The sequence below is a fragment of the Streptomyces sp. ALB3 genome (assembly GCF_044385685.1).
GTDB lineage: Bacteria > Actinomycetota > Actinomycetes > Streptomycetales > Streptomycetaceae > Streptomyces.
Map to the genome: position 1 here is coordinate 194,747 of NZ_JBISCE010000044.1, position 19,823 is coordinate 214,569.

Below are 19,823 nucleotides of genomic sequence, written 5' to 3' on the forward strand. Positions count from 1 at the left end.
GGTCGAGTGAACGGCACCACCAGTGAGCGATGTTGGCGAGTAGCGTCGATCACGCCAACAGGCACGACGTTGGTGCCACTCACATCAACTCTCTGAACCGGAGTGAACATGGCTATTCTTCAGGGTGCTACGGATAACTGGACGAAGTCGTCGTACTCCGGCGGCAACGGGGCATGCGTCGAGGTGAAGTCGCCCGTCACGCAGGCCATCGCCGTGCGTGACTCGAAGGCGCCCGAGGGCCCCTCGCTCTCCTTCGTCCCGGGAGCGTGGAACACCTTCGTGCGCGACGTGGCGTCGGGTTCGATCAACGCCTGACCGACGCGCCGGCTCGCGCACCGCACCGTGTGACGGTCCCGTGCACGACCGCCAGGAGCCCTCTCGACTGGTTCGCCGTCCTGGCCGAGGGGGCTCGGCCCGTCATCGGACCCGGTGCCGCCGACCGGCACGCCGTCCGGTCATCACCTCAGCAGCTGACGCCGACAGCGCGTCCGGGACCACCGGCGCGTGAGCATCGCGTCGTGGCAGCTCTCCCCCTTCTCCGGCCGCACGGGACCCGCATCCCGTGCGGTCGTTCTGCGTTCTCGGGCCTTACCTGGCGTTCCCTGAGCGTTCTCAAGGTTCCTGCGTTGCGTCGTTCTCTGCACAGCCTGACGAAGTGCCCGCTCATCGTGTGGCCGTGGTCACGTGTGCGACAACGCCTGGCTGGGTCAAGAAAAGGTAAAATCGTTCGCCTTGCTGATCGGCGTTCACATCCCTGACCGAGAAAACCTTGACCGGGGACCCGGACAGACGGTTCAATCCCCGAAGTCCCCGTTCCCGCACGGGGCCCCGCTGAACGGCCGTACTGACGAAGTGCGTTCCCGTTCACAAGGCGGACCCCTGGAGGGGGCACATGAACAGTCTCGACTGGGCCGTGCTCATCGGCTACTTCGGTGTGATGGTCGCGATCGGACTCTGGTCGCACAAGCGCGTGGACAACGTCAGCGACTTCTTCACGGCCGGCGGCAAGATGCCGTGGTGGCTGTCGGGCATCTCGCACCACATGTCCGGCTACAGCGCGGTGATGTTCACCGGCTACGCGGGTATCGCGTATCAGTACGGCGTCACGTCCTTCGTGACCTGGTCGCTGCCGATCGCCATCGGTATCGGTATCGGCGCGAAGCTCTTCGCGCCCCGGCTCAACCGGCTGCGCTCGCGGCTGCACGTCGCCTCGCCGCTGGAGTACCTGAAGAACCGCTACAACGTCCCGACCCAGCAGGCCCTCGCCTGGTCCGGGCTGCTGCTGAAGATCGTGGACGTCGGTGCCAAGTGGGCCGCCATCGCCACGCTGCTCTCCGTCTTCACGGGGGCCACCCTCACCCAGGGCATCTTCATCACCGGCATCGTCACGGCCGTGTACTGCACGGTCGGCGGACTGTGGGCCGACGCGCTCACGGAGCTGGGGCAGTTCATCATCCAGCTCTTCGCCGGTGTGGCCATGCTCGTGATCGTGATGAGCAAGCTCGGCGGGTTCAGCTCGCTGTGGACGGTCTGGGACAAGCTGCCCGAGGGCCACACGGAGCCGACGGCCGGCCCGTACACGGTGACCTTCCTGCTGGCCTACCTCTTCATCAAGACCTTCGAGTACAACGGCGGCATGTGGAACCAGGCCCAGCGCTACATGGCCACGGACTCCGCACGCTCCGCGACCCGTTCGGCCTATCTGTCCGCCGTCCTGTGGCTGGTCTGGCCGGTCGTGCTCTTCTTCCCGATGTGGGTGGCCCCGCTGCTCGTGGAGGCGCAGAAGCCCGACGCCTCCGACAGTTACGCCCTGATGACCGAGCAGCTGATGCCGCACGGTCTGCTGGGCCTGGTCGTCGTCGGGTTCTTCTCGCACACGATGGCCATGTGCTCCTCCGACGCCAACGCCATCGCGGCCGTCTTCACCCGGGACATCGCGCCGGTCTTCTCCAAGGCCGCCCGCTCCTGGAGCAACCGCAGCGGACTCATGGCCGCGCGGCTGTCCACGCTCGCCTTCCTCGGCCTGTCCATGGCGCTGGCGACCCAGATCAACTCGCCGACGTTCAAGGACATCATCTCGGTCGTCATCAAATGGGTGGCCGGCCTGATGGGTCCGATCGCGATCCCGTTCATGCTGGGCCTGCTGCGCAGGTTCCGCCGCTCCGGCCCGACGGCGGCGCTCACCAGCTGGGCGGCGGGACTGCTCGCCTTCTTCTTCACCAACTACAACCTCGACGGTTCCGTGAAGACGGACGTGGCGCTGCAGTACCAGGTGGCCCTGCCCCTGGCGATCTCCCTCGTGCTCTACATCGTCATCGGGTTCATCAAGCCCGAGGACACCCCGGAGCGCGACGCCCTCATCGAGACGATCAACACGGACGACGGGGGCCCGGCCGGCGGAGTGGCGGCGGCCGTTCCCCAGCAGAGGCCCGGTCCGGAGAACACGGGGGTCCCGGAGGGCGTGAAGGACTGACCGGCCCCGCACGCGGGGGCACACGAACGGTGGGCGGGCGCGGCGGCGTCCGCCCACCTCCGTCGTCGCCGACGCTCCTGTTCAGTCCCGTGGGTAGCGGGCCAGCCAGCCGGGGGCGACCGCTGCGGGACCGTGCAGGGCGGGGCCCTGGGTCATCTCCATCGCGAAGTCGTCGGAGAGTTCGAGGAGTGTCGAGCGCCCCTCCAGTTCCGCCAGCCAGGCCGGCGGCAGTGCCGTCTCGCCGTGCAGGGCACCGAGAAGGGCCCCGCAGACGGCCCCTGTGGCCGCGGAGGGCCCGGAGTGGTTCACGGCGAGCCGCAGGCCGTGGCGCACGTCCTCGCCCACCAGCGCGCAGTAGAGCGCCACGGCGAGTACCTCCTCGGCGGAGTCGGTGTCACCGAGCGCCTCGATGAGAGCGGGCCCGGGGATCCCCTGGCGTACGGAGCCGAGCGCCTGCCGGAGCGCCTCGGTGACCTGCTCGTTGCCCGGGCGTTCGGCGAGCAGGGCGAGCGCGTGCTGCACGGAGCCGTCCAGGGTCTCCCCGCGTGCCAGTCCGTGCACCATGACGGCGAGGGCTCCGGCCGCGAGCTGGGCCGTGGCGTGTCCGTGGGTGTGGGCGGCGCACTCGACGGCCAGCTGGAGGACGAGCTGGGGCTCCCAGCCGACGAGCAGCCCGAAGGGCGCGGAGCGGGTGAGCGCGGCCGAGTCCCGGGCCGCGGGGTTCTTGGGCACGGCGAGCGTGCCCATCGTGGCGTCACCGAAGCCGACGAGGCACTCCCGGGTGGGGGCGCGGCGGGTGTACAGCCACTCCTCCCTCGCGAGCCAGCCGTTGTCCTTGCGGCGTTCGTCGGGTCCCCAGGCGCTCTGGGTGGCCGCCCAGCGCAGATGGGCACGGTGCACGTCGGTGGGAGGGTGCCAGGCGCCGGTGTCACGCCGGACCTGGGCGCGGATCAGCCCGTCGACGGTGAAGAGGGTGAGCTGCGTGACGGCGGTGACGGCGCCCCGCCTCCCGTGCGCGGGGACGAAGTCGGAAACCCCGTCCACGCCGTGAGCGGCCCTTATGGCCTCCAGGGTGAGCCCCGAGACCCCCGCCCCGAGCGCGTCCCCGATGGCGCCGCCGAGCAGGGCACCCCGTACCCGGCTGCGGAAGTCCTGCTGCTGGACACGGCCCCAGACGGCTGTGGTCCCTGTGGTCACCGTGCCCCTTCCGCCCGACCCGCCGTGTGCGACTGCGCAAGCACTGTAATCGAACGGGAAGGGGCGCCTCAGGGGCGGAACGGAATGTACGGAGTTTCGCCTCCTGGCCGGTGACCGACCCATTTCCGGTGAACTGCGTGCCGGGTCGAGAGCGTGGGCAGCCGGTCGTCAGCACGCCGGACGGGCCGGCTGCCGGGCCGTGGGACCGGGACCGGCAGCCGCACCCCGCTCAGCCGAACATCCCGGGCCGGTAATCGCCGGCGGGCTGCTGGACGATGACGTTCATCCGGTTGTAGGCGTTGATGACGGCGATGAGGCCGACCAGCGCGGCGAGCTGGTCCTCGTCGTAGTGCTTCGCGGCGTCCGCCCACGCCTCGTCCGATACACCCCCCGCCGCGTCGGCGAGGCGGGTGCCCTGTTCCGCGAGCTCCAGGGCGGCGCGCTCGGCGTCGGTGAAGACGGTGGCCTCGCGCCAGGCCGCGATCAGGTTGAGCCGGAGCCCCGTCTCACCGGCCGCGGCGGCCTCCTTGGTGTGCATGTCGAGGCAGAAGCCGCAGCCGTTGATCTGGCTGGCGCGGATCTTCACCAGCTCCTGCGTCGCCGCAGGCAGCCCCGAGTCCGCGACCACCTTGCCCGCCGAGTTGATGTGCCTCAGGAACCTGGCCGCGAAGGGGCTGGTGAACATGTCCAGACGAGCATCCATCGTGCACTCCCATGCCGTTGCTGCTGTGCGGTTACACCCCTACGACGGAACGGGCAGCACGGGATGTGACACGGGTGCGTGTGATCCACGTCTCGTGCAGCTCGCCGTCGTCGGCCTCTCCCCGCCCGCCACGCCGTGCACGACGTCCCGGCCCGGCCCTCACGCGTCGGCGGGCAGAGCCGGGTAGTCCGTGTAGCCCGTCTCCCCGCCGACGTACATCAGGTACGCGTCCCGGACCTGGTTCACCGGGGCGCCCGTGCGCATGCGGCGGACCAGGTCGGGGTTGGCGAGGAACGGGCGGCCGAGTGCGATCACGTCGGCTCCGGCGGCCAGGAGCCGCTCGCCGTGGGCGCGGCCGCCGTCGTCCGGGATGCGGTCCTTCGGCAGCACGGGATTGGCGATCAGGGTGCCGGGCCAGTCCTCGCGGATGCGCTGGAAGACGGGGTCCTCCGGGTCGGCGTACCCCACGTGCAGATAGGCCGGCCCGCTTCCCGCCAGGGCCCCGAGGAGCGCCGGGTAGATCTCCTCCGTGTCGCCCTCCTCGACGCCGTTGACCGTGCTCCACGGCGAGACGCGCAGGCCGGTCCGCTCGGGGCCGATCGCCGCAGCCACGGCCTCGGTCACCTCGACGACGAAGCGGATGCGGTGGTCCACGGACCCGCCGTAGGCGTCGGTCCGCCGGTTGGTCCCCCGGGCCAGGAACTGGTGGAGCAGGTGGCCGTTCGCGCTGTGCACCTCGACCCCCTCGAAGCCCGCGTCGATCGCGTTGCGGGCGGCGGAGGCGAAGTCCGCGACCGTGGACCTGATGTCCTGCGTGGTCATCTCGCGGGGGACGACCGAGGGAACCCGCCCGGCGGGGGTGTGGATCGTCTCCGGCAGCGCGATCGGCGAGGGGGCGACGGGCGTCAGGCCGCTGGTGTCCGGGTGTCCCGCGCGCCCGCCGTGCTGGATCTGGAGGAACATCCGCCCGCCGTTCGCGCGGACCGCGTCGGTGACCCGGCGCCATCCGGCGACGTGGGCGGGGCTGTGGATGGCCGTGATGTTCGGGTAGGTCTGCCCCACGGCGTTCGGCGTGGACGCCTCGGCGATGATCAGTCCGGCCGAGGCGCGCTGGGCGTAGTAGGTGGCCATGAGGGGGGTCGGTACGCCCTCCGGCGTCGCGCGGTTCCGGGTCAGCGGTGCCATCACGAGGCGGTGGGGGAGGGTGAGGGGACCGAGTGCGACGGTCTCGAAGAGCTTCGACGGGGAAGCGGCTGCGTTCGTCATGCCCTGACGGTAAGAATTGACACCGGTGTCAGGTTCAAGTCCAGGAGGCGGAATCGATGCGGATCGGCGAGCTGGCCCGGCGTACGGGCGTGAGCGAGCGCTCCCTGCGCTACTACGGGACCCAGGGGCTGCTGACGGCGGACCGCACCCCCGGCGGCCACCGGGACTACCCCGAGGGCGCGGTCGACCGGGTGATCCGGATCCAGGAGTTCTACGCGGCCGGGCTGTGCAGCGCGAAGATCGCCGAGCTGCTTCCCTGCGTACGGGACGCGGACGGCGGCCCTTCCGAGATCGCCACCCCGCGCCTGGTCAGCGACCTGTCCGTGGAGCGTGACCGCATCGACCGGAAGATCGACGAGCTGCGCCGCTCCCGGGAGGTCCTGGACGACGTGATCGCCACGGCTGCGGGAGGGACCGCGAGCGGGGACTGAGCCCGGACCCGGCCAGGGGCCCCTCGTCGGGGCCCGGCCCGGACGAAGGGCCCGGCCCAGACGAGGGCCGGACGCCCTCCGGTCAGGACCGCCCGCCGAACTGCCAGTTGTGCACCTCGATCGCGGCGTAGCGGTCCGGTGTCAGCACGGCGCGTGCCGTGGCCGCGTCCGGCGCCCGCACCAGCGCCGCCGTCCCCAGCCACGTGTCCCCGTCGTCGGACAGCAGCGGCCCGTAGGCGATCAGCTCGTCCCGGGCCGGCGGCACGGTGAGGTCGGCGGCACGCCCGGTGCCGAGGCCGAGCACCAGGTAGCGGCTGCCCTCGGACGGCCCGCCGGGGAAGTCCCACATGGTGCGTCCCAGCAGGTCGCGCCACCGGCGCAGCAACACGTCCCGGTACACCCCCGCCTGGTAGTTCGGCTCGTCGAAGGCGAACGCCCGGGCCGCGGCGGGACCGGGCAGACCGAGGATGTGCACACTGCCGGTGGGGGTCTCACCGTCGTCGGCCATGGTCGGGCCGCGGGCGATCATCTCCTTCGCGTAGCGGTCCATGTAGGACCAGTGCTCCTCGATCAGCTCGTCGCGCAGAGCGAGGGAACCGGGCCGGTCGCGGTGGAAGCAGAGGAACTCCATGCCCGCAGCCTCCCTCCACCGGGCCGCCCGGGTCGAGCGGGTTTCCGGCCGGGGCCGCACGACCCCCGAATCCGCCCGTCGCCAGGACCGCTCGCGCCGGCCTCAGCCCTCCAGCACCGGCAGCAGCTCCGGCAGGTGGCCGTCCGAGGCCGCCGCGGCCGTGACGCGCTCCTCGGGCACCTCGCCGTACAGCGTCGTACGCGGCTTCGCCGGCCGGCCCGCGAGCCCGGCGATCGCGACGAGGTCCTGGACCGAGCGGTACGAGCCGTAACTGGAGCCCGCCATGCGCGAGATGGTCTCCTCCATCAGAGTCCCGCCCAGGTCGTTGGCGCCCGAGCGCAGCATCTCGGCCGCGCCTTCCGCGCCGAGCTTCACCCAGCTGGTCTGGATGTTGGTGATGTGCGGGTGGAGGAGGAGGCGGGCCATCGCGGTGACGGCCCGGTTGTCCCGGTCCGTGGGGCCGGGGCGCGCGATGCCCGCCAGGTAGACCGGGGCGTTGGTGTGGATGAAGGGAAGGGTGACGAACTCCGTGAAGCCGCCGGTCTCCTGCTGGAGGCGGGCCAGCGTCCTGAAGTGGCCGAGCCAGTGGCGGGGCTGGTCGACGTGGCCGTACATCATCGTGGACGAGGAGCGCAGGCCCGTCTCGTGCGCCGTCCTGATGACCTCCAGCCAGGTGGCGGCCGGGAGTTTCCCCTTGGTGAGGATCCAGCGGACCTCGTCGTCGAGGATCTCCGCGGCGGTACCGGGGATGGAGTCGAGCCCGGCCTCCTTGGCGGTGGTCAGCCAGTCGCGGATGGACAGGCCGGTGCGGGTGGCCCCGTTGACGACCTCCATCGGCGAGAAGGCGTGGACGTGCATGCCGGGGACGCGCTCCTTCACCGCACGCGCGATGTCGAAGTACGCGGTGCCGGGCAGGTCCGGGTGGATGCCGCCCTGCATGCACACCTCGACGGCGCCGACGTCCCAGGCCTGGGCGGCGCGGTCGGCGACCTGGTCGAGGGAGAGGGTGTAGGCGTCGGCGTCCGTACGCCGCTGGGCGAAGGCGCAGAAGCGACAGCCGGTGTAGCAGACGTTGGTGAAGTTGATGTTCCTGGTGACGATGTAGGTGACGTCGTCACCGACCACGTCGCGGCGCAGGGTGTCCGCGATGCGGCACAGCTCGTCCAGCGCCGGGCCGTCCGCGTGGAGCAGGGCCAGGGCCTGGTCGTCGGTGAGCTTCGTCGGGTCGTCGGCGGCCTGGCTCAGGGCCTGGCGTACGTCGGCGTCGATCCTGGAGGGGACCATGCCGGGGGCGGCGGCCTCGCGCAGCGCTTCCCAGTCGCCGTACACCTCGTCGAAGTCGTCGCGCCGGTCACCGGTGCGGCCCTCGGTGTCGATGGTGCGGTGCAGATCGGTGCGCCCGGAGGCGTTGAAGCCCTCGTCGGGCTCCTGCCAGGGCAGCCCGGCCGGGATCACGCCCTCCTTCGCGAGGCCCGTCTCCGGGTCCGCGAGCGCCCGCACGTGGGGCAGGAGACGGGGGTCGAGCCACGGCTCGCCGCGCTGGATGAACTCCGGGTAGATCGTGAGGCGTTCGCGCAGCCGGAAGCCGGATTCGGCGGTGCGGGCCGCGAGTTCGTCGATGTGCGGCCAGGGGCGCTCGGGGTTCACGTGGTCCGGGGTGAGGGGGGACACGCCACCCCAGTCGTCGATGCCCGCTCCGATCAGCAGGGCGTATTCGGCGTCGACGAGATTCGGCGGGGCCTGGATGCGGGCTGAGGGGCCGAGGATGTGGCGGGCGACGGCGATCGCGGCTGCCAGCTCCTCCAGTTCGGCGTCCGGCATCCCGCGCATCGCGGTGTCCGGCTTGGCGCGGAAGTTCTGGACGATGACCTCCTGGATGCCGTGATAGGCGCGGGCCGTCCTGCGCAGCTCGAAGAGGGAGTCGGCGCGCTCCTCGTAGGACTCGCCGATGCCGATCAGGATGCCGGTGGTGAACGGCACGTTGGAACGGCCCGCGTCCTCCAGGACCCGCAGCCGGACGGCCGGTTCCTTGTCCGGGGACCCGTGGTGCGGGCCGCCCTTCTCCGACCACAGCCTGGTCGCCGTCGTCTCCAGCATCATGCCCATGGAGGGGGCGACGGGCTTCAGCCTCTGCAGGTCCGTCCACGTCAGCACACCGGGGTTGAGGTGCGGCAGCAGCCCGGTCTCCTCCAGCACCCGGACGGCCATGGCACGTACGTACGCCAGGGTGTCGTCGTAGCCCTCGGCCTCCAGCCACTCCCGCGCCTCGGGCCAGCGGTCCTCGGGCCGGTCGCCGAGCGTGAACAAGGCCTCCTTGCAGCCGAGTCCGGCACCCTTGCGGGCGATGTCGAGGACCTCGTCCGGTGACAGGAACATCCCGTGCCCCGCCTTGCGGAGCTTCCCGGGCACGGTGACGAAGGTGCAGTAGTGACAGGTGTCGCGGCAGAGCCGGGTCAGCGGGATGAAGACCTTGCGGGAGTACGTGATCACTCCTGGCCTGCCCGCGGCCTCCAGGCCCGCGTCCCGCACGCGCGCGGCGGAGGCTGCGAGGTCGGTCAGGTCGTCCCCTCGCGCCTGGAGCAGGACGGTGGCCTCGGCCATGTCGAGGGCGACACCGTCGCGAGCCCGCCGGAGGGCACGCCGCATGGCGTTGGTCGTGGGGCGCTGAGCATCGGTCATGAACCCGAGCATACGAGCGCGCCACTCCGTCCGGACCAGGGCCTCTGTCCGGCGTACCCGGTTGCGGACCGCTGGCGCCTTGGCCGTTATGTCCCACTTGCCCCGTAGGCTCGGGGAGGTGATGGAAACGATCGTCTTCGACATCGGAGAAACCCTCGTCCGCGACGACCGCCTCTGGGCCTCGTGGGCCGACTGGCTCGGCGTCCCGCCGCACACCGTCAGCGCCCTGGTCGGCGCCGCCGTCGCCCAGGGCCGCGACTGCGACGACGCCCTGCGTGTCCTGCGGCCCGGCATGGACGTCGGCGAGGCCCGCCAGGCCCGTGCGGCGGCCGGCCGGGGCGAGCACCTGGGCGAGAGCGACCTCTACCCCGACGTCCGTCCGGCCCTGGCCGCACTGCGCGCGCTCGGCCTGCGGGTCGTCGTCGCCGGCGACCGCACGGCCCGGGCGGGTGAGCTGCTGCGGGCGCTGGACCTGCCGGCCGATCTGGTCGTCACCTCGGAGGAGTGGGGCGTGACCAAGCCGGACCGGGAGTTCTTCACCCGCGTCCTGGAGGTGTCGGGCGCGTCACCCGAGGCCACTCTGTACGTCGGCGACCACCCCGCCGACGACCTGTTCCCCGCGAAGTCCTCGGGGCTTCGGGCGGCGCACATCCGCCGTGGCCCCTACGGGCACTGGTGGGCGGACCACCCGGACGTCACGGAGACGGCGGACTGGGTCGTCGGCGCCCTGACCGAACTGCCGGCGCTGCTCGGCGGCTCCGGACGACGGAAGGCGTCCACCGCTCCCGGCGAACGGCCGGCCCCTCCCGTGCAGGCGCTCTCTCCCACGCAGCCGGCCCCTCCCGTGCAGGCGCTCTCTCCCGCGCAGCCGGCCCCTCCCGCCCAGACGCCCGGGCGGTCGAAGGGCTGAGCCGCTGCGCTTCCTGCTCCGCCCTACTCGTCGTCCGCGTCCTGAGAGAGCCTCAGCCGGTCGCTCGCGCGCCTCATGTGCTCGGCCATCGCCGCTTCTGCCGCCTCCGGGTCGCCGGCCCGGACCGCGTCCAGCACGGCCTCGTGCTCGGAGAGCGTCCCGCTGACGGTGCCCTCGATGTCCCCCGCCCGCTCCACCCACACCTGGAGCAGCGCCCTGACGGAGTGCAGGATGTCGCTGAGCACCGTGTTGCGCGCGATGTCCGCGGTCTCCAGGTGGAAGGCGATCTCGGCGTCGATGAACGCCTTGACGTCCGTCCCCGCCTCCCGCATCCGCTCCTGATGCCCCTCCAGCCGCTCGACGTCCGCCTCGGACGCCCGGTCCGCCGCCAGCCGCGCCGACATGCCCTCCAGGAAGGTGCGGACCTCGACCAGGTCCCGGGTGCGGCGCTGACCGAGCATCAGGCCCCAGCTGATGGCGCGCGGCAGGAACTCGGAGGTCCCTTCACGGACGTACGAGCCCGAGCCCGGCCTGATCTCGATGATGCCCAGGACGTCGAGGGCGGACAGCGCTCCGCGCACACTGGAGCGTGCGACCCCGAGGGCGTCGGCGAGCTGGCGTTCGGCGGGCAGGCGGGTGCCCGGCTTCAGGTTGCCCTCGGACAGATGATCAAGGAGCCGCTTGGCCACCTCGCTGACCGAGGACTCCCGTACGACGGGACGCAGAAGTGACGTGAAATCGGGCGTTCCGGGCTGCGTGGACACGCTGACCAGTACATCAGACGGGACGGCCGGACACCTGAGCGGGCGGACGGCAACGCGCTCATCGGTCCGGGAGAAGGGCTCAGCGGAGCGGCCTGCTCCCCTCGGCGCCCGGGTGCCCGGTCCGCTTCCCGGTGCCCGCTCGCCGTGAACAGGGCCTTCGCCCACGCCGCGCCGCCCGTCGTGCGCGGTGCGGACGGCCGTGTGAGCCGGTGTGGGCGGCCGTGATGTGCGCGTGACCGGCGCGCCGTAACCTCCTTGCGGTCAGGGGGACTTACGAAGATCGCGACAAGCGGGGGCAGTGGATGACGTACAGACGCGCGGCGATACCCGCGCTGGCCGGGGCGCTGCTGCTCACGGCACTCCTGTGGTGGGCGGGGGCGAGCGTGGACGCGCTGCACCTGCGGGGGACCACCGAGGCGCTCGGCGGCCGGATGACCGCCGACCTCCAGAACTGGCTCACCCCCTGGTCGTACGATCCCCCGGACGCGGTCCGGTTCGGTACCGGGGCGCTGGGAGACATCGGGGACCCGGCTTCGGCCGACCCCGGACGCTACCTCTCGCTGTACGGGACCGGCATGCAGATCCGCTTCGCCGCGGTCGCCGCCTTCTTCCTCCCCGGCGCGCTCCTCCTGGTCCGCGCGCTGCCGCCGGTGAACGGCCGGACGCCCGTGACACTGCTCGCGGTGTGGGCCTGGGGCCTGGTGGCCGGGACCCTGGCGGTGACCGTGTCCGCGCCGTGGCTCATCGCCGCGCAGGGACACGGCGGTTACCGTCTGCTGCCCCAGCTGGCGTCCGTCTCGTCCGCCGGACGGCAGATCGTGGTGGTGACCGCGCTCGTCTCGGCGGCCGTCACCGTGCTCACGGCCCGGATCACCGCCAAGGGCACCGAACCACCGCCGCTGAACGACGCCCCGGCGCGCGCCGCCCGCCTGGCCGCCACCGCGGGCACCGCCGTGGTGGCCTTCTCCTCGGTGGTCCTCTCCCATCAGTCGGTGGCCGCCTCCGTCCAGACGGCCTCTCTCCCCGGCCGGCTGCTCTCCGAGCCGGGCGACCTGCTGCGCCAGTGGCTGCTGCTCGGCGGCTGGTCGGGCCCGGCGGCCGGGCAGACCGGGCACTGGTTCCTGTACCGCCTCGCCGACGCGCTGCTGCTCGCCGTGGTGTGGTGGGCCCTGCGGCGGCTGCCCGTCCTGCTGACCCGGGCCACCGGGACGGCGATGGTGGCCGGAACGGTCTGTGCGACGGTCGTCGGGCTGCTGGCGAACCAGTTGCTTCAGGCGGCCGTGACCGGGGCGGACTCGGGCATGCGCTGGGGGTGGCAGCACCTGTCAGGGAGCCTCGGCCACGGCGTCCCCGCCGCCCTGACCTGGGGCGTGGCGGCGGGCCTCACGGCCGTCGTGACCCTGCGACTGACCGGGGGCCGCCCGGGGAACGACGGCCCGGCCGTCCCGCCCCCCGCGCCGGCGCCCGCGGAACCGTCCCTGCGGCCCGCCGGATGACGACAGCCCCCGTCCGGCTCGTCGCCGGACGGGGGCTGCCGCTCGTGGCGGGCCCGGTCTACTTCCCCAGCACCGCCTTCATCACGTCGCGGGCGATCGGGGCGCCCAGGCGGCCACCCGAGATGTCGGAGCGGGAGATGTCCATCGCGGTCGGGTCGATGAACACCGCGACCGCCACCGCCCGGCCGTCGGGGTTCTTGCCGTACGAGACGAACCAGCCGTACGGCACCTCCTTGCTGACGTCGTCACCCCGCTGCGCCGTACCCGTCTTGCCGCCCACCGTCACCCCGTCGATCAGGGCGCGCTTCGCGCTGCCCTCCTTGGCGGTGAACTCCATCATCTCCTGGACCTTCTTGGCCGTCTCCTCGGAGACCGCCTCGCTCTTCAGCTCCGGGCTGTGCTCCTCCAGGATGGACACGTCCGGGCCGCGCAGCTCCTCGACGATGTACGGCTGCATCAACTTGCCGTTGTTGGCGAGGGCCGCCGTCACCATGGCCATCTGCATCGGGGTGCTGGTGAGACTTCCCTGGCCCATGCCGGTGAGGGCGGTACCGGGCTTGTCGAGCTCCGAGGGGTAGAGGCTCTTCGTGGCGAGCATGTCGCCGAAGGCCTCGGAGTAGACGTCCTTGTTGAAACCGAACTTCTCGGCGGTCTCGCGCATCCCTTCCTCGCCCACCTTGAGGGCTGCGTCCAGGAAGACGTTGTTGCACGAGTACTGCATGGCCGTCTTCATCGACGCCTTGTTGCACGTCGCGTCGCCGGCCTCGCTGCTGATCCTGCTCGACGACAGCGGCAGCGGATAGGGGGACACGGCGTCGGTCGGGGCGTCGACGTCCGTGATGACGCCGTGCTCCAGGGCCGCGGCAGCCGTGAGGATCTTGAAGGTGGACCCGGGCGGGAAGGTCTCGCGCAGCGGACGGTTGGCGAGCGGCTTGCCCTTGTCGTCGACCAGCGCCTGGAACTTGTCGCCCTCCTTGAAGGAGTTGCCGGCGAAGACCGAGGGGTCGTACGAGGGGGTCGAGACGAGGGCGAGGACCTTGCCGGTCGCCGGGTCGAGGGCGACGACCGCACCCCGGGCGTCGAGGTCCGTCAGGCCCTTGTAGGCCGCCTCCTGAGCCTTGGGGTCGATGGTCGTGACCACGTCGCCGCCGCGCCGGGGCTCACCGGTGAGGATGTCCTTGGCGTGCCGGAAGGCGAACCGCTCGTCCTCACCGCTGAGGATGCTGTCGTAGGTGTTCTCCAGGAGGGACATGCCCTGCGCCTGGGAGGCGTAGCCGGTGACGGGTGCGTACATCGCGCCCTGCTTGAACGTGCGCTGGTACTTGAAGTCGGTCCCCTGGACCTCCTTCGACCCCGTGATCGCCTTCCCGCCCACGATGATGTCGCCGCGCGGGGTCGCGAACTGGGTGATCTTGACCCGCCGGTTGTGCTCGTGGGTGGCCAGCTCCTGGCTCGTGGCGTACTGGAGCCAGTTGGCCCGTATCAGCAGGGCGAGCATCAGCAGCCCACAGAAAATGGCTATGTGCCGCAACGGCCTGTTCATCGTGCTCCCGCTCCCAGGCAGCCGGGCACACACGCACACGGGCCGCACCATCGATGTCCGGAGGTGATAGAGGTGATTTTAGCGCCGGCGGTTCCACCGCTGGATCACGCCGCCGGATTCACGGACACAGGCTTCTCACAGGTACGCCGCGTACGCGTCCAGCGCACGCAGCACCTCGGCCTCCCCGGCGGGGGGCAGCTGCAGGACGACCTCCTCGACGCCCAGGTCCGCGTAGTACCCCAGCTTCCCCGGCGAGGGCCGCACGGCGTAGGGCACCACGTGCAGCTGCTCCGGATCCCGCCCCGCCTCCTCCCAGGCCGCCCGCAGCTTCGGGACGGACTCCGACAGGCCGCGGCCTCCGATCGGCAGCCACCCGTCCGCGTCCCGGGCGATCTGCGCGAACAGCTTCGGCCCGGCCGCCCCGCCGATGAGGGTGCGCGGGCCGCTCACCGGGCCCCGCGCCTCCTGCACGGGCTTCGGATAGGCGTGACTCGCCCGGACCGAGCCGAACTCACCCTCGTACGGAGTCGGTTCGTCGGCCCACAGGGCCCGCATCAGGGCGAGGCGGTCGCTGCCGAGAGCGCGCCGGGTGGACCACTCCACGCCGTGGTCGGCCGCCTCCTCCACGTTCCAGCCGAAGCCGATGCCGAGCGTGAGACGGCCGCCGGACAGATGGTCGAGCGTGGCGGCCTGCTTCGCCAGATCGATGGGGTCGTGCTGGGCGATCAGCGTGATGCCGGTACCGAGGGACAACCGCTCGGTGACGGCCGCGGCCTGCGCCAGCGCGACGAACGGGTCGAGGGTGCGCCCGTATTCGGGCGGCAGCTCGCCGCCCGCCGGATAGGGGCTCTCCCGGCTCACGGGGATGTGGGTGTGTTCGGGCAGGTACAGCCCGGCGAACCCTCGCTGCTCCAGCTCACGCGCGAGCCGGACCGGGGTGATCGTCTCGTCGGTGAGGAAGATCGTTGTGGCGATCCGCATGGGGGCACCTCCGTCGTCGTCCGTGACGGCTCCAAGGTATGCGGTGGAGCGCGCCGCTGAACCCGCAGGGCGGTCCTGTCATGCCGTTTCGGACACGGCTCCCGCCTCGCACCCCTCGGAACGAAAAAGTTAGGTTAGCCTAAGTTTCTTTCCTCGGATCGTCGTCGCGGGAGGCTTTCATGGGTCACGGCTGGGAGGGCGTCGTCCTCAAGCTCCTGCGGGGGCGGGACTTCACGTTCACCGTCACCGGAGCGGAACAGGTCACCGAGGACTACCGGCGGGTGACGGTGACCGACGGCGGTCTGCTCGCGGCGGCCGGCGGGGCGCACCCGACCATGTGGGTGCGGCTCTGGTTCGAGCGGGACGGCAAGCCGCACCAGCGCGGCTACACCCTCGTCGACCCCGACCCGGCCGCCGGGACGTTCGGTCTCGAGTTCGCCCTGCACGACGGGACGGCGAGCGACTGGGCCCGGACCGCGCGGCCCGGCGACACGATCGACGCGACCCTCCAGGGCAGCCGCTTCGACCTGCCCGAACCCCGTCCGGCGCGGATCTTCGCCGTGGGGGACGCGGCCTCGCTGCCCGCCCTCAACTCGCTGCTGGACGCGCTCCCCGGAATCCCCGCGACGATCTGGTGCGAGACCGCCCGGCCGTCGGACGAGGACCTGCCGTTCCGCCTGGACGCAGCGCACCACACCCTGCACACCGTCCCGCGCCGCGACGCGGGAGCCCACCTGGTCGCCGAGGTGAAGGCCGCCCTGCCCGCCCTGCTCGGCGAGGACACCTCGGACGCGTACGTCTGGATCGCCTGCGACACGGCGACGACGCGCACGCTGGGCTCGTACGTCCGCAGGGAACTCGGCGTCCCCGAGGAACGCGTGAACGCGCTGGGTTACTGGCGGGCCGGCTGACCGGCTCAGCTCAGTCGTCCACCACGAACGCCGGGGTCTCCTTCGTCAGCACCTCACCGCGGAAGAACGCCGGGCTCCGGCGCCTCACGGCCTCCATCAGGACCACCCCGAGCAGCAGCAGCCCGACCCCGATGACGAAGACGGAGCCCACACCGAGGACGGAGGAGCCGGAGCCGTACGCCGGGTCCCACATGTCGTACAGGGTCTTGCCGAACACCGCCGTGAGCAGGATGCCTCCGACCACGGGGAACAGCCCCTTGAAGACGAGGTCGCGGGCGGACCGGGTGAGGTCGGCACGGAAGTACCAGGCGCAGGCGAACGCCGTCAGCGCGTAGTAGAAGCAGATCATGAGACCGAGCGCGTAGATGGTGTCGACCAGCACGTGCTCGCTGACCAGGGTCATCACCGTGTAGAACACGCCGGTCGCGGCCCCCGCCACGACGGTCGCCCGTCCGGGGGTCCTGAAGCGCGGGTGCACCTTGGCGTAGGAGGCGGGCAGCGCCTCGTACGACGCCATCGCCAGGACGGTGCGCGCCACCGGGATGAAGGTGGTCTGCAGGCTCGCGGCGGCCGATGCCAGCACCGCCAGGAAGAGCAGGACACCGAGACCCGGTCCCATGACCGGGCCCGCCAGGGCGGCGAAGACGTTGTCGGAGGTGTCCGGGTTGGCGAGGCCGAGCCCCGAGCCGCCGGCACCGACGGCCATCTGCGCGGCGATGCCGGTGGCGAGGTAGGAGCCGACCAGGACGACCATCGCGATGAGGGCGGCGCGGCCGGGCGTCTTCTCGGCCCCGGTGGTCTCCTCGTTGGCGGTGAGACAGGTGTCCCAGCCCCAGAACATGAAGATCGAGAGGGAGAGCCCCGCGGTGAAGGCGGCGAAGGACTGGACGGCGAACGGGTTCAGCCAGGACCACGAGAAGTCGGCCGACGTCGCCGCGAAGTCCCCACTGCCCGCCTTCCGCACGGCCATCACCACGAACACCGCGAGGACCACCAGCTGGAGGGCCACGAGGGTGTACTGGAGGCCCTTGGTGGCCGTCATCCCCCGGTAGCTGATCGCGGTCGCGACGGCGATCAGGAGGAGGCACGTGAGGATGTGGACGGGCTTGCTGTCGTCCAGGGCGGCGACCGGCGCGCTGCCGGTGACCTCGCCCGCCAGCAGCCAGAAGTAGGAGGTGGCGACGCCCGCGAGATTCGACAGGACGATGATCGTGGCGATCACCAGACCCCAGCCGCACATCCACCCCAGGCGCGGCCCGAAGGCCTTGACCGTCCAGGTGAACGAGGTGCCGCAGTCAGGAACGGCCTTGTTGAGCTCCCGGTACGCGAAGGCGACCAGCAGCATGGGGAGGAATCCGGCCAGGAACACGGCGGGCATCTGCACACCGACCTCGCCGGCGGTGGAACCCAGGGTGGAGGTCAGGCAGTACACCGGGGCGACCGTGGAGATGCCGAGCACGGCGCTGCCCGTCAGGCCGACGCTGTTGCCGCCGAGACCCTTCTCGCGTACGCCACCGTCGGCAGGGGTGCTTCCCCGTACCGTGTCCCCGGCCCGTGGCCGCGCGTCCAGCTCAGTCATGGAGAGGACGCTATGTGCTGCGGTTTCCACATCCGGAGGATGAGACTCCTATGTCTCACCCTTGATTTACCCCACCCGTACGGCAGTTGACCCAGAAGATCAAAGGGACACGGTGAATACCACCTTGCGATCAATGGTCCAGGCGAGGTCATTCAGGCGTACGGGAATCGCACCACCGCCCCTTATGTGCTGATTCCAAATTTGTCCGTCGCGTGGCCGCCGGGCCGGCCGCCCACCGGACACCCCTGGAGGACACCCCCGTGGGGCGGACGGGGGCAGCCCCGCCCCACGGGTCCGCGGCACGCTTCAGGGCCTGCGGTACAGCTCCTCGATCTCCGTGCCGAAGTCCCGGAGGATCGCGTCCCGCTTCAGCTTGAGCGACGGGGTGAGGTGTCCGCTCTCCTCGGTGAAGTCATCCGGGAGCACCGTGAACGTACGTATGGACTCGGCGCGCGAGACGAGCCGGTTGGCCTCGTCGACCGCGCGCTGCAGCGCGGCGCGCAGCTCGTCGTCGTGGACGAGCTCACGCAGAGGGACGCCCTCCTTCTTGCGCATGCGGCGCCAGTGGGCGAGGCCGTCCGGCTCCAGGGTGATCAGGGCGCTGATGAACGGCCGGTCGTCCCCCACCACCATGCACTGGCTGACCAGCGGATGGGCGCGCAGCCAGTCCTCGAGCGGGGCGGGGGTGACGTTCTTGCCACCGGACGTGATGATGATGTCCTTCTTGCGGCCGGTGATCGTCAGGTAGCCGTCCTCGTCCAGAGCCCCGAGGTCACCGGTCGGGAACCAGCCGTCCTCCATGTACGGAGTGGCCTCACCGCGCTGGGTGTCCCAGTAGCCCCGGAATACCTGGCCGCCGCTGAGCAGGACCTCCCCGTCGTCCGCGATGCGCACGGCGGTGCCCGGCATCGGCCAGCCGACCGTGCCGAGCCTGGGCTTGAGGGGCGGGGTGACCGTGGCGGCGGCGGTGGTCTCCGTCAGACCGTAGCCCTCGAATATCTGCATGCCCGCCCCCGCGTAGAACGCGGCGAGCCGGCGGCCCAGCGGGGAGCCTCCGCAGATCGCGTACCGGACGTGGCCCCCCAACGCGGCCCGGATGCGCCGGTAGACCAGGGGGTCGTAGAGGGCGCGCGCGGCGCGGAGCCCCAGGCCGGGGCCGGGGCCCGTGCCGTGTTCCGCCGCCTCGACCGCCTCTCCGTAACGCCGCGCTATCCGGGCCGCGCGGTCGAAGGAGGAGGCGCGGCCCATCTTCTCGGCGGTCGCCCGGCCGGTGTTGTAGACCTTCTCCAGGACGTAGGGGATGGCCAGCAGGAACGACGGTTTGAAGCCGGCCAGATCCGCGAGCAGGTCGTCGGTCCGGATGGACGGCGCGTGTCCGAGCCGGACCCGGGCACGCATGCATCCGATCGCCACCATCCGTCCGAAGACGTGGGACAGGGGGAGGAACAGCAGGGTGGAGGCCGGGTACTTCGAGACGGACTTGAAGACCGGGTGGAGCAGTTCGATGGCGTTGTCGACCTCGGCGAAGAAGTTCCCGTGGGTCAGGACGCAGCCCTTGGGCCGGCCCGTGGTGCCGGAGGTGTAGATGAGGGTGGCGGGGCTGTCCGGTCCCAGGGCACTCCGGCGGGCGGTGACGGCCGCGTCGGGTACGTCCTTGCCGAGCGCCTTCAGCCGTCCGACGGCCCCCGTGTCGAACTGCCACAGATGGGCGAGGTCCCCGAGCTGCTGGCGTTCCTGACTGACGAGCCGGGCCTGTTCCTTCGTCTCCACCGCGCAGGCGACGGCTCCGGAGTCCTGGAGGATCCAGCGCGTCTGGAAGGCCGACGAGGTGGGGTAGACGGGCACGGTGACCAGCCCGGCGGCCCAGGACGCGAAGTCCAGCAGCGTCCACTCGTAGGTCGTACGGGCCATGATCGCGACCCGGTCACCGCTCTGCAGGCCCTCCGCTATCAGCCCCTTGGCGACGGCCCGCACCTCCGCGGCGAAGGCGGCGGCGGTCACGTCCTGCCAGCTGCCGTCGGCCTGCTTGCGGCTCAGGACCGCCTCGGACGGGGCCTGTTGCGCGTTGTCGAAGGGGATGTCGGCGAGCGAGCCGTGTCGCACGGCCGGCGCGAGCGGCGGCACGGAGACTTCCCGCACGGTGCCGTCCGCCGCCCTGACCACGGTCGGCTCGACCAGGACGGGCGCGCTGGGCGCGGCGGTTGCGGCTGCGGGGGCGGGCGTGGACATGAGCGGCTCCTCGACGTGTGGTCCGGTGCC

The 19,823-nt window shown here is 71.5% G+C and carries 16 protein-coding genes; 6 read left to right on the forward strand and 10 right to left on the reverse strand.

Going from position 1 to position 19,823, the window contains the following annotated elements:
• Window positions 1–108: 108 nt before the first annotated feature.
• The gene (locus ACHFIV_RS29420; RefSeq protein ID WP_398975347.1) at window positions 109–315 is read left to right on the forward strand and encodes a DUF397 domain-containing protein; all 207 of its coding nucleotides are present in this window, start codon (window positions 109–111) and stop codon (window positions 313–315) included.
• 577 nt (window positions 316–892) lie between these two features.
• Complete coding sequence (locus tag ACHFIV_RS29425) at window positions 893–2,473, forward strand: sodium:solute symporter family protein (RefSeq protein ID WP_398975349.1); 1,581 nt, start codon at window positions 893–895, stop codon at window positions 2,471–2,473.
• Between the two features lie 81 nt (window positions 2,474–2,554).
• Here the strand turns inward: ACHFIV_RS29425 and ACHFIV_RS29430 are convergent, their stop codons facing one another.
• From ACHFIV_RS29430 to ACHFIV_RS29440, 3 genes are all read right to left on the reverse strand, one after another.
• Window positions 2,555–3,670 (reverse strand): ADP-ribosylglycohydrolase family protein, encoded by a 1,116-nt coding sequence (locus ACHFIV_RS29430; RefSeq protein ID WP_398975351.1) that lies wholly within the window; start codon window positions 3,668–3,670, stop codon window positions 2,555–2,557.
• A gap of 229 nt (window positions 3,671–3,899) precedes the next feature.
• A complete protein-coding gene (locus tag ACHFIV_RS29435; RefSeq protein WP_398975353.1) occupies window positions 3,900–4,373 on the reverse strand; it encodes a carboxymuconolactone decarboxylase family protein in 474 nt (157 codons plus the stop codon).
• 159 nt (window positions 4,374–4,532) lie between these two features.
• Entirely contained in the window at window positions 4,533–5,639 is a 1,107-nt protein-coding gene (locus tag ACHFIV_RS29440; protein ID WP_398975355.1) for an alkene reductase, read from the reverse strand.
• Window positions 5,640–5,695: 56 nt separating this feature from the next.
• Here ACHFIV_RS29440 and ACHFIV_RS29445 point away from each other — a divergent pair, with 56 nt between their 5' ends.
• Window positions 5,696–6,070, forward strand: a complete 375-nt coding sequence (locus tag ACHFIV_RS29445) for a MerR family transcriptional regulator (protein ID WP_398975356.1) — start codon at window positions 5,696–5,698, stop codon at window positions 6,068–6,070.
• 82 nt (window positions 6,071–6,152) lie between these two features.
• Here ACHFIV_RS29445 and ACHFIV_RS29450 read toward each other — a convergent pair whose 3' ends face one another.
• Window positions 6,153–6,701 (reverse strand): YciI family protein, encoded by a 549-nt coding sequence (locus ACHFIV_RS29450; protein ID WP_398975358.1) that lies wholly within the window; start codon window positions 6,699–6,701, stop codon window positions 6,153–6,155.
• Window positions 6,702–6,803: 102 nt separating this feature from the next.
• Complete coding sequence (locus tag ACHFIV_RS29455) at window positions 6,804–9,380, reverse strand: bifunctional FO biosynthesis protein CofGH (protein WP_398975360.1); 2,577 nt, start codon at window positions 9,378–9,380, stop codon at window positions 6,804–6,806.
• A gap of 121 nt (window positions 9,381–9,501) precedes the next feature.
• Here ACHFIV_RS29455 and ACHFIV_RS29460 point away from each other — a divergent pair, with 121 nt between their 5' ends.
• Window positions 9,502–10,290, forward strand: a complete 789-nt coding sequence (locus tag ACHFIV_RS29460; protein ID WP_398975528.1) for an HAD-IA family hydrolase — start codon at window positions 9,502–9,504, stop codon at window positions 10,288–10,290.
• Between the two features lie 23 nt (window positions 10,291–10,313).
• On the opposite strand, the gene ACHFIV_RS29465 is transcribed toward ACHFIV_RS29460, so the two are convergent.
• Window positions 10,314–11,054, reverse strand: a complete 741-nt coding sequence (locus ACHFIV_RS29465) for a FadR/GntR family transcriptional regulator (RefSeq protein WP_398975362.1) — start codon at window positions 11,052–11,054, stop codon at window positions 10,314–10,316.
• A gap of 302 nt (window positions 11,055–11,356) precedes the next feature.
• Here ACHFIV_RS29465 and ACHFIV_RS29470 point away from each other — a divergent pair, with 302 nt between their 5' ends.
• Window positions 11,357–12,550, forward strand: coding sequence for a hypothetical protein (locus ACHFIV_RS29470; RefSeq protein ID WP_398975364.1), 1,194 nt, complete (start codon window positions 11,357–11,359; stop codon window positions 12,548–12,550).
• A gap of 58 nt (window positions 12,551–12,608) precedes the next feature.
• On the opposite strand, the gene ACHFIV_RS29475 is transcribed toward ACHFIV_RS29470, so the two are convergent.
• Complete coding sequence (locus ACHFIV_RS29475; protein WP_398975366.1) at window positions 12,609–14,093, reverse strand: peptidoglycan D,D-transpeptidase FtsI family protein; 1,485 nt, start codon at window positions 14,091–14,093, stop codon at window positions 12,609–12,611.
• Between the two features lie 135 nt (window positions 14,094–14,228).
• Window positions 14,229–15,074 (reverse strand): LLM class F420-dependent oxidoreductase, encoded by an 846-nt coding sequence (locus ACHFIV_RS29480; RefSeq protein WP_398975368.1) that lies wholly within the window; start codon window positions 15,072–15,074, stop codon window positions 14,229–14,231.
• Between the two features lie 179 nt (window positions 15,075–15,253).
• Here ACHFIV_RS29480 and ACHFIV_RS29485 point away from each other — a divergent pair, with 179 nt between their 5' ends.
• Window positions 15,254–15,985 carry a siderophore-interacting protein gene (locus tag ACHFIV_RS29485; protein WP_398975370.1) on the forward strand — a complete coding sequence of 244 codons (732 nt, stop codon included), beginning with the start codon at window positions 15,254–15,256 and terminating at the stop codon, window positions 15,983–15,985.
• Between the two features lie 10 nt (window positions 15,986–15,995).
• Here ACHFIV_RS29485 and ACHFIV_RS29490 read toward each other — a convergent pair whose 3' ends face one another.
• Window positions 15,996–17,564: an APC family permease gene (locus tag ACHFIV_RS29490; RefSeq protein WP_398975372.1), complete on the reverse strand. Its 1,569-nt coding sequence runs from the start codon at window positions 17,562–17,564 to the stop codon at window positions 15,996–15,998.
• 306 nt (window positions 17,565–17,870) lie between these two features.
• Window positions 17,871–19,793 carry an AMP-dependent synthetase/ligase gene (locus ACHFIV_RS29495; RefSeq protein ID WP_398975374.1) on the reverse strand — a complete coding sequence of 641 codons (1,923 nt, stop codon included), beginning with the start codon at window positions 19,791–19,793 and terminating at the stop codon, window positions 17,871–17,873.
• Window positions 19,794–19,823: the final 30 nt, after the last annotated feature.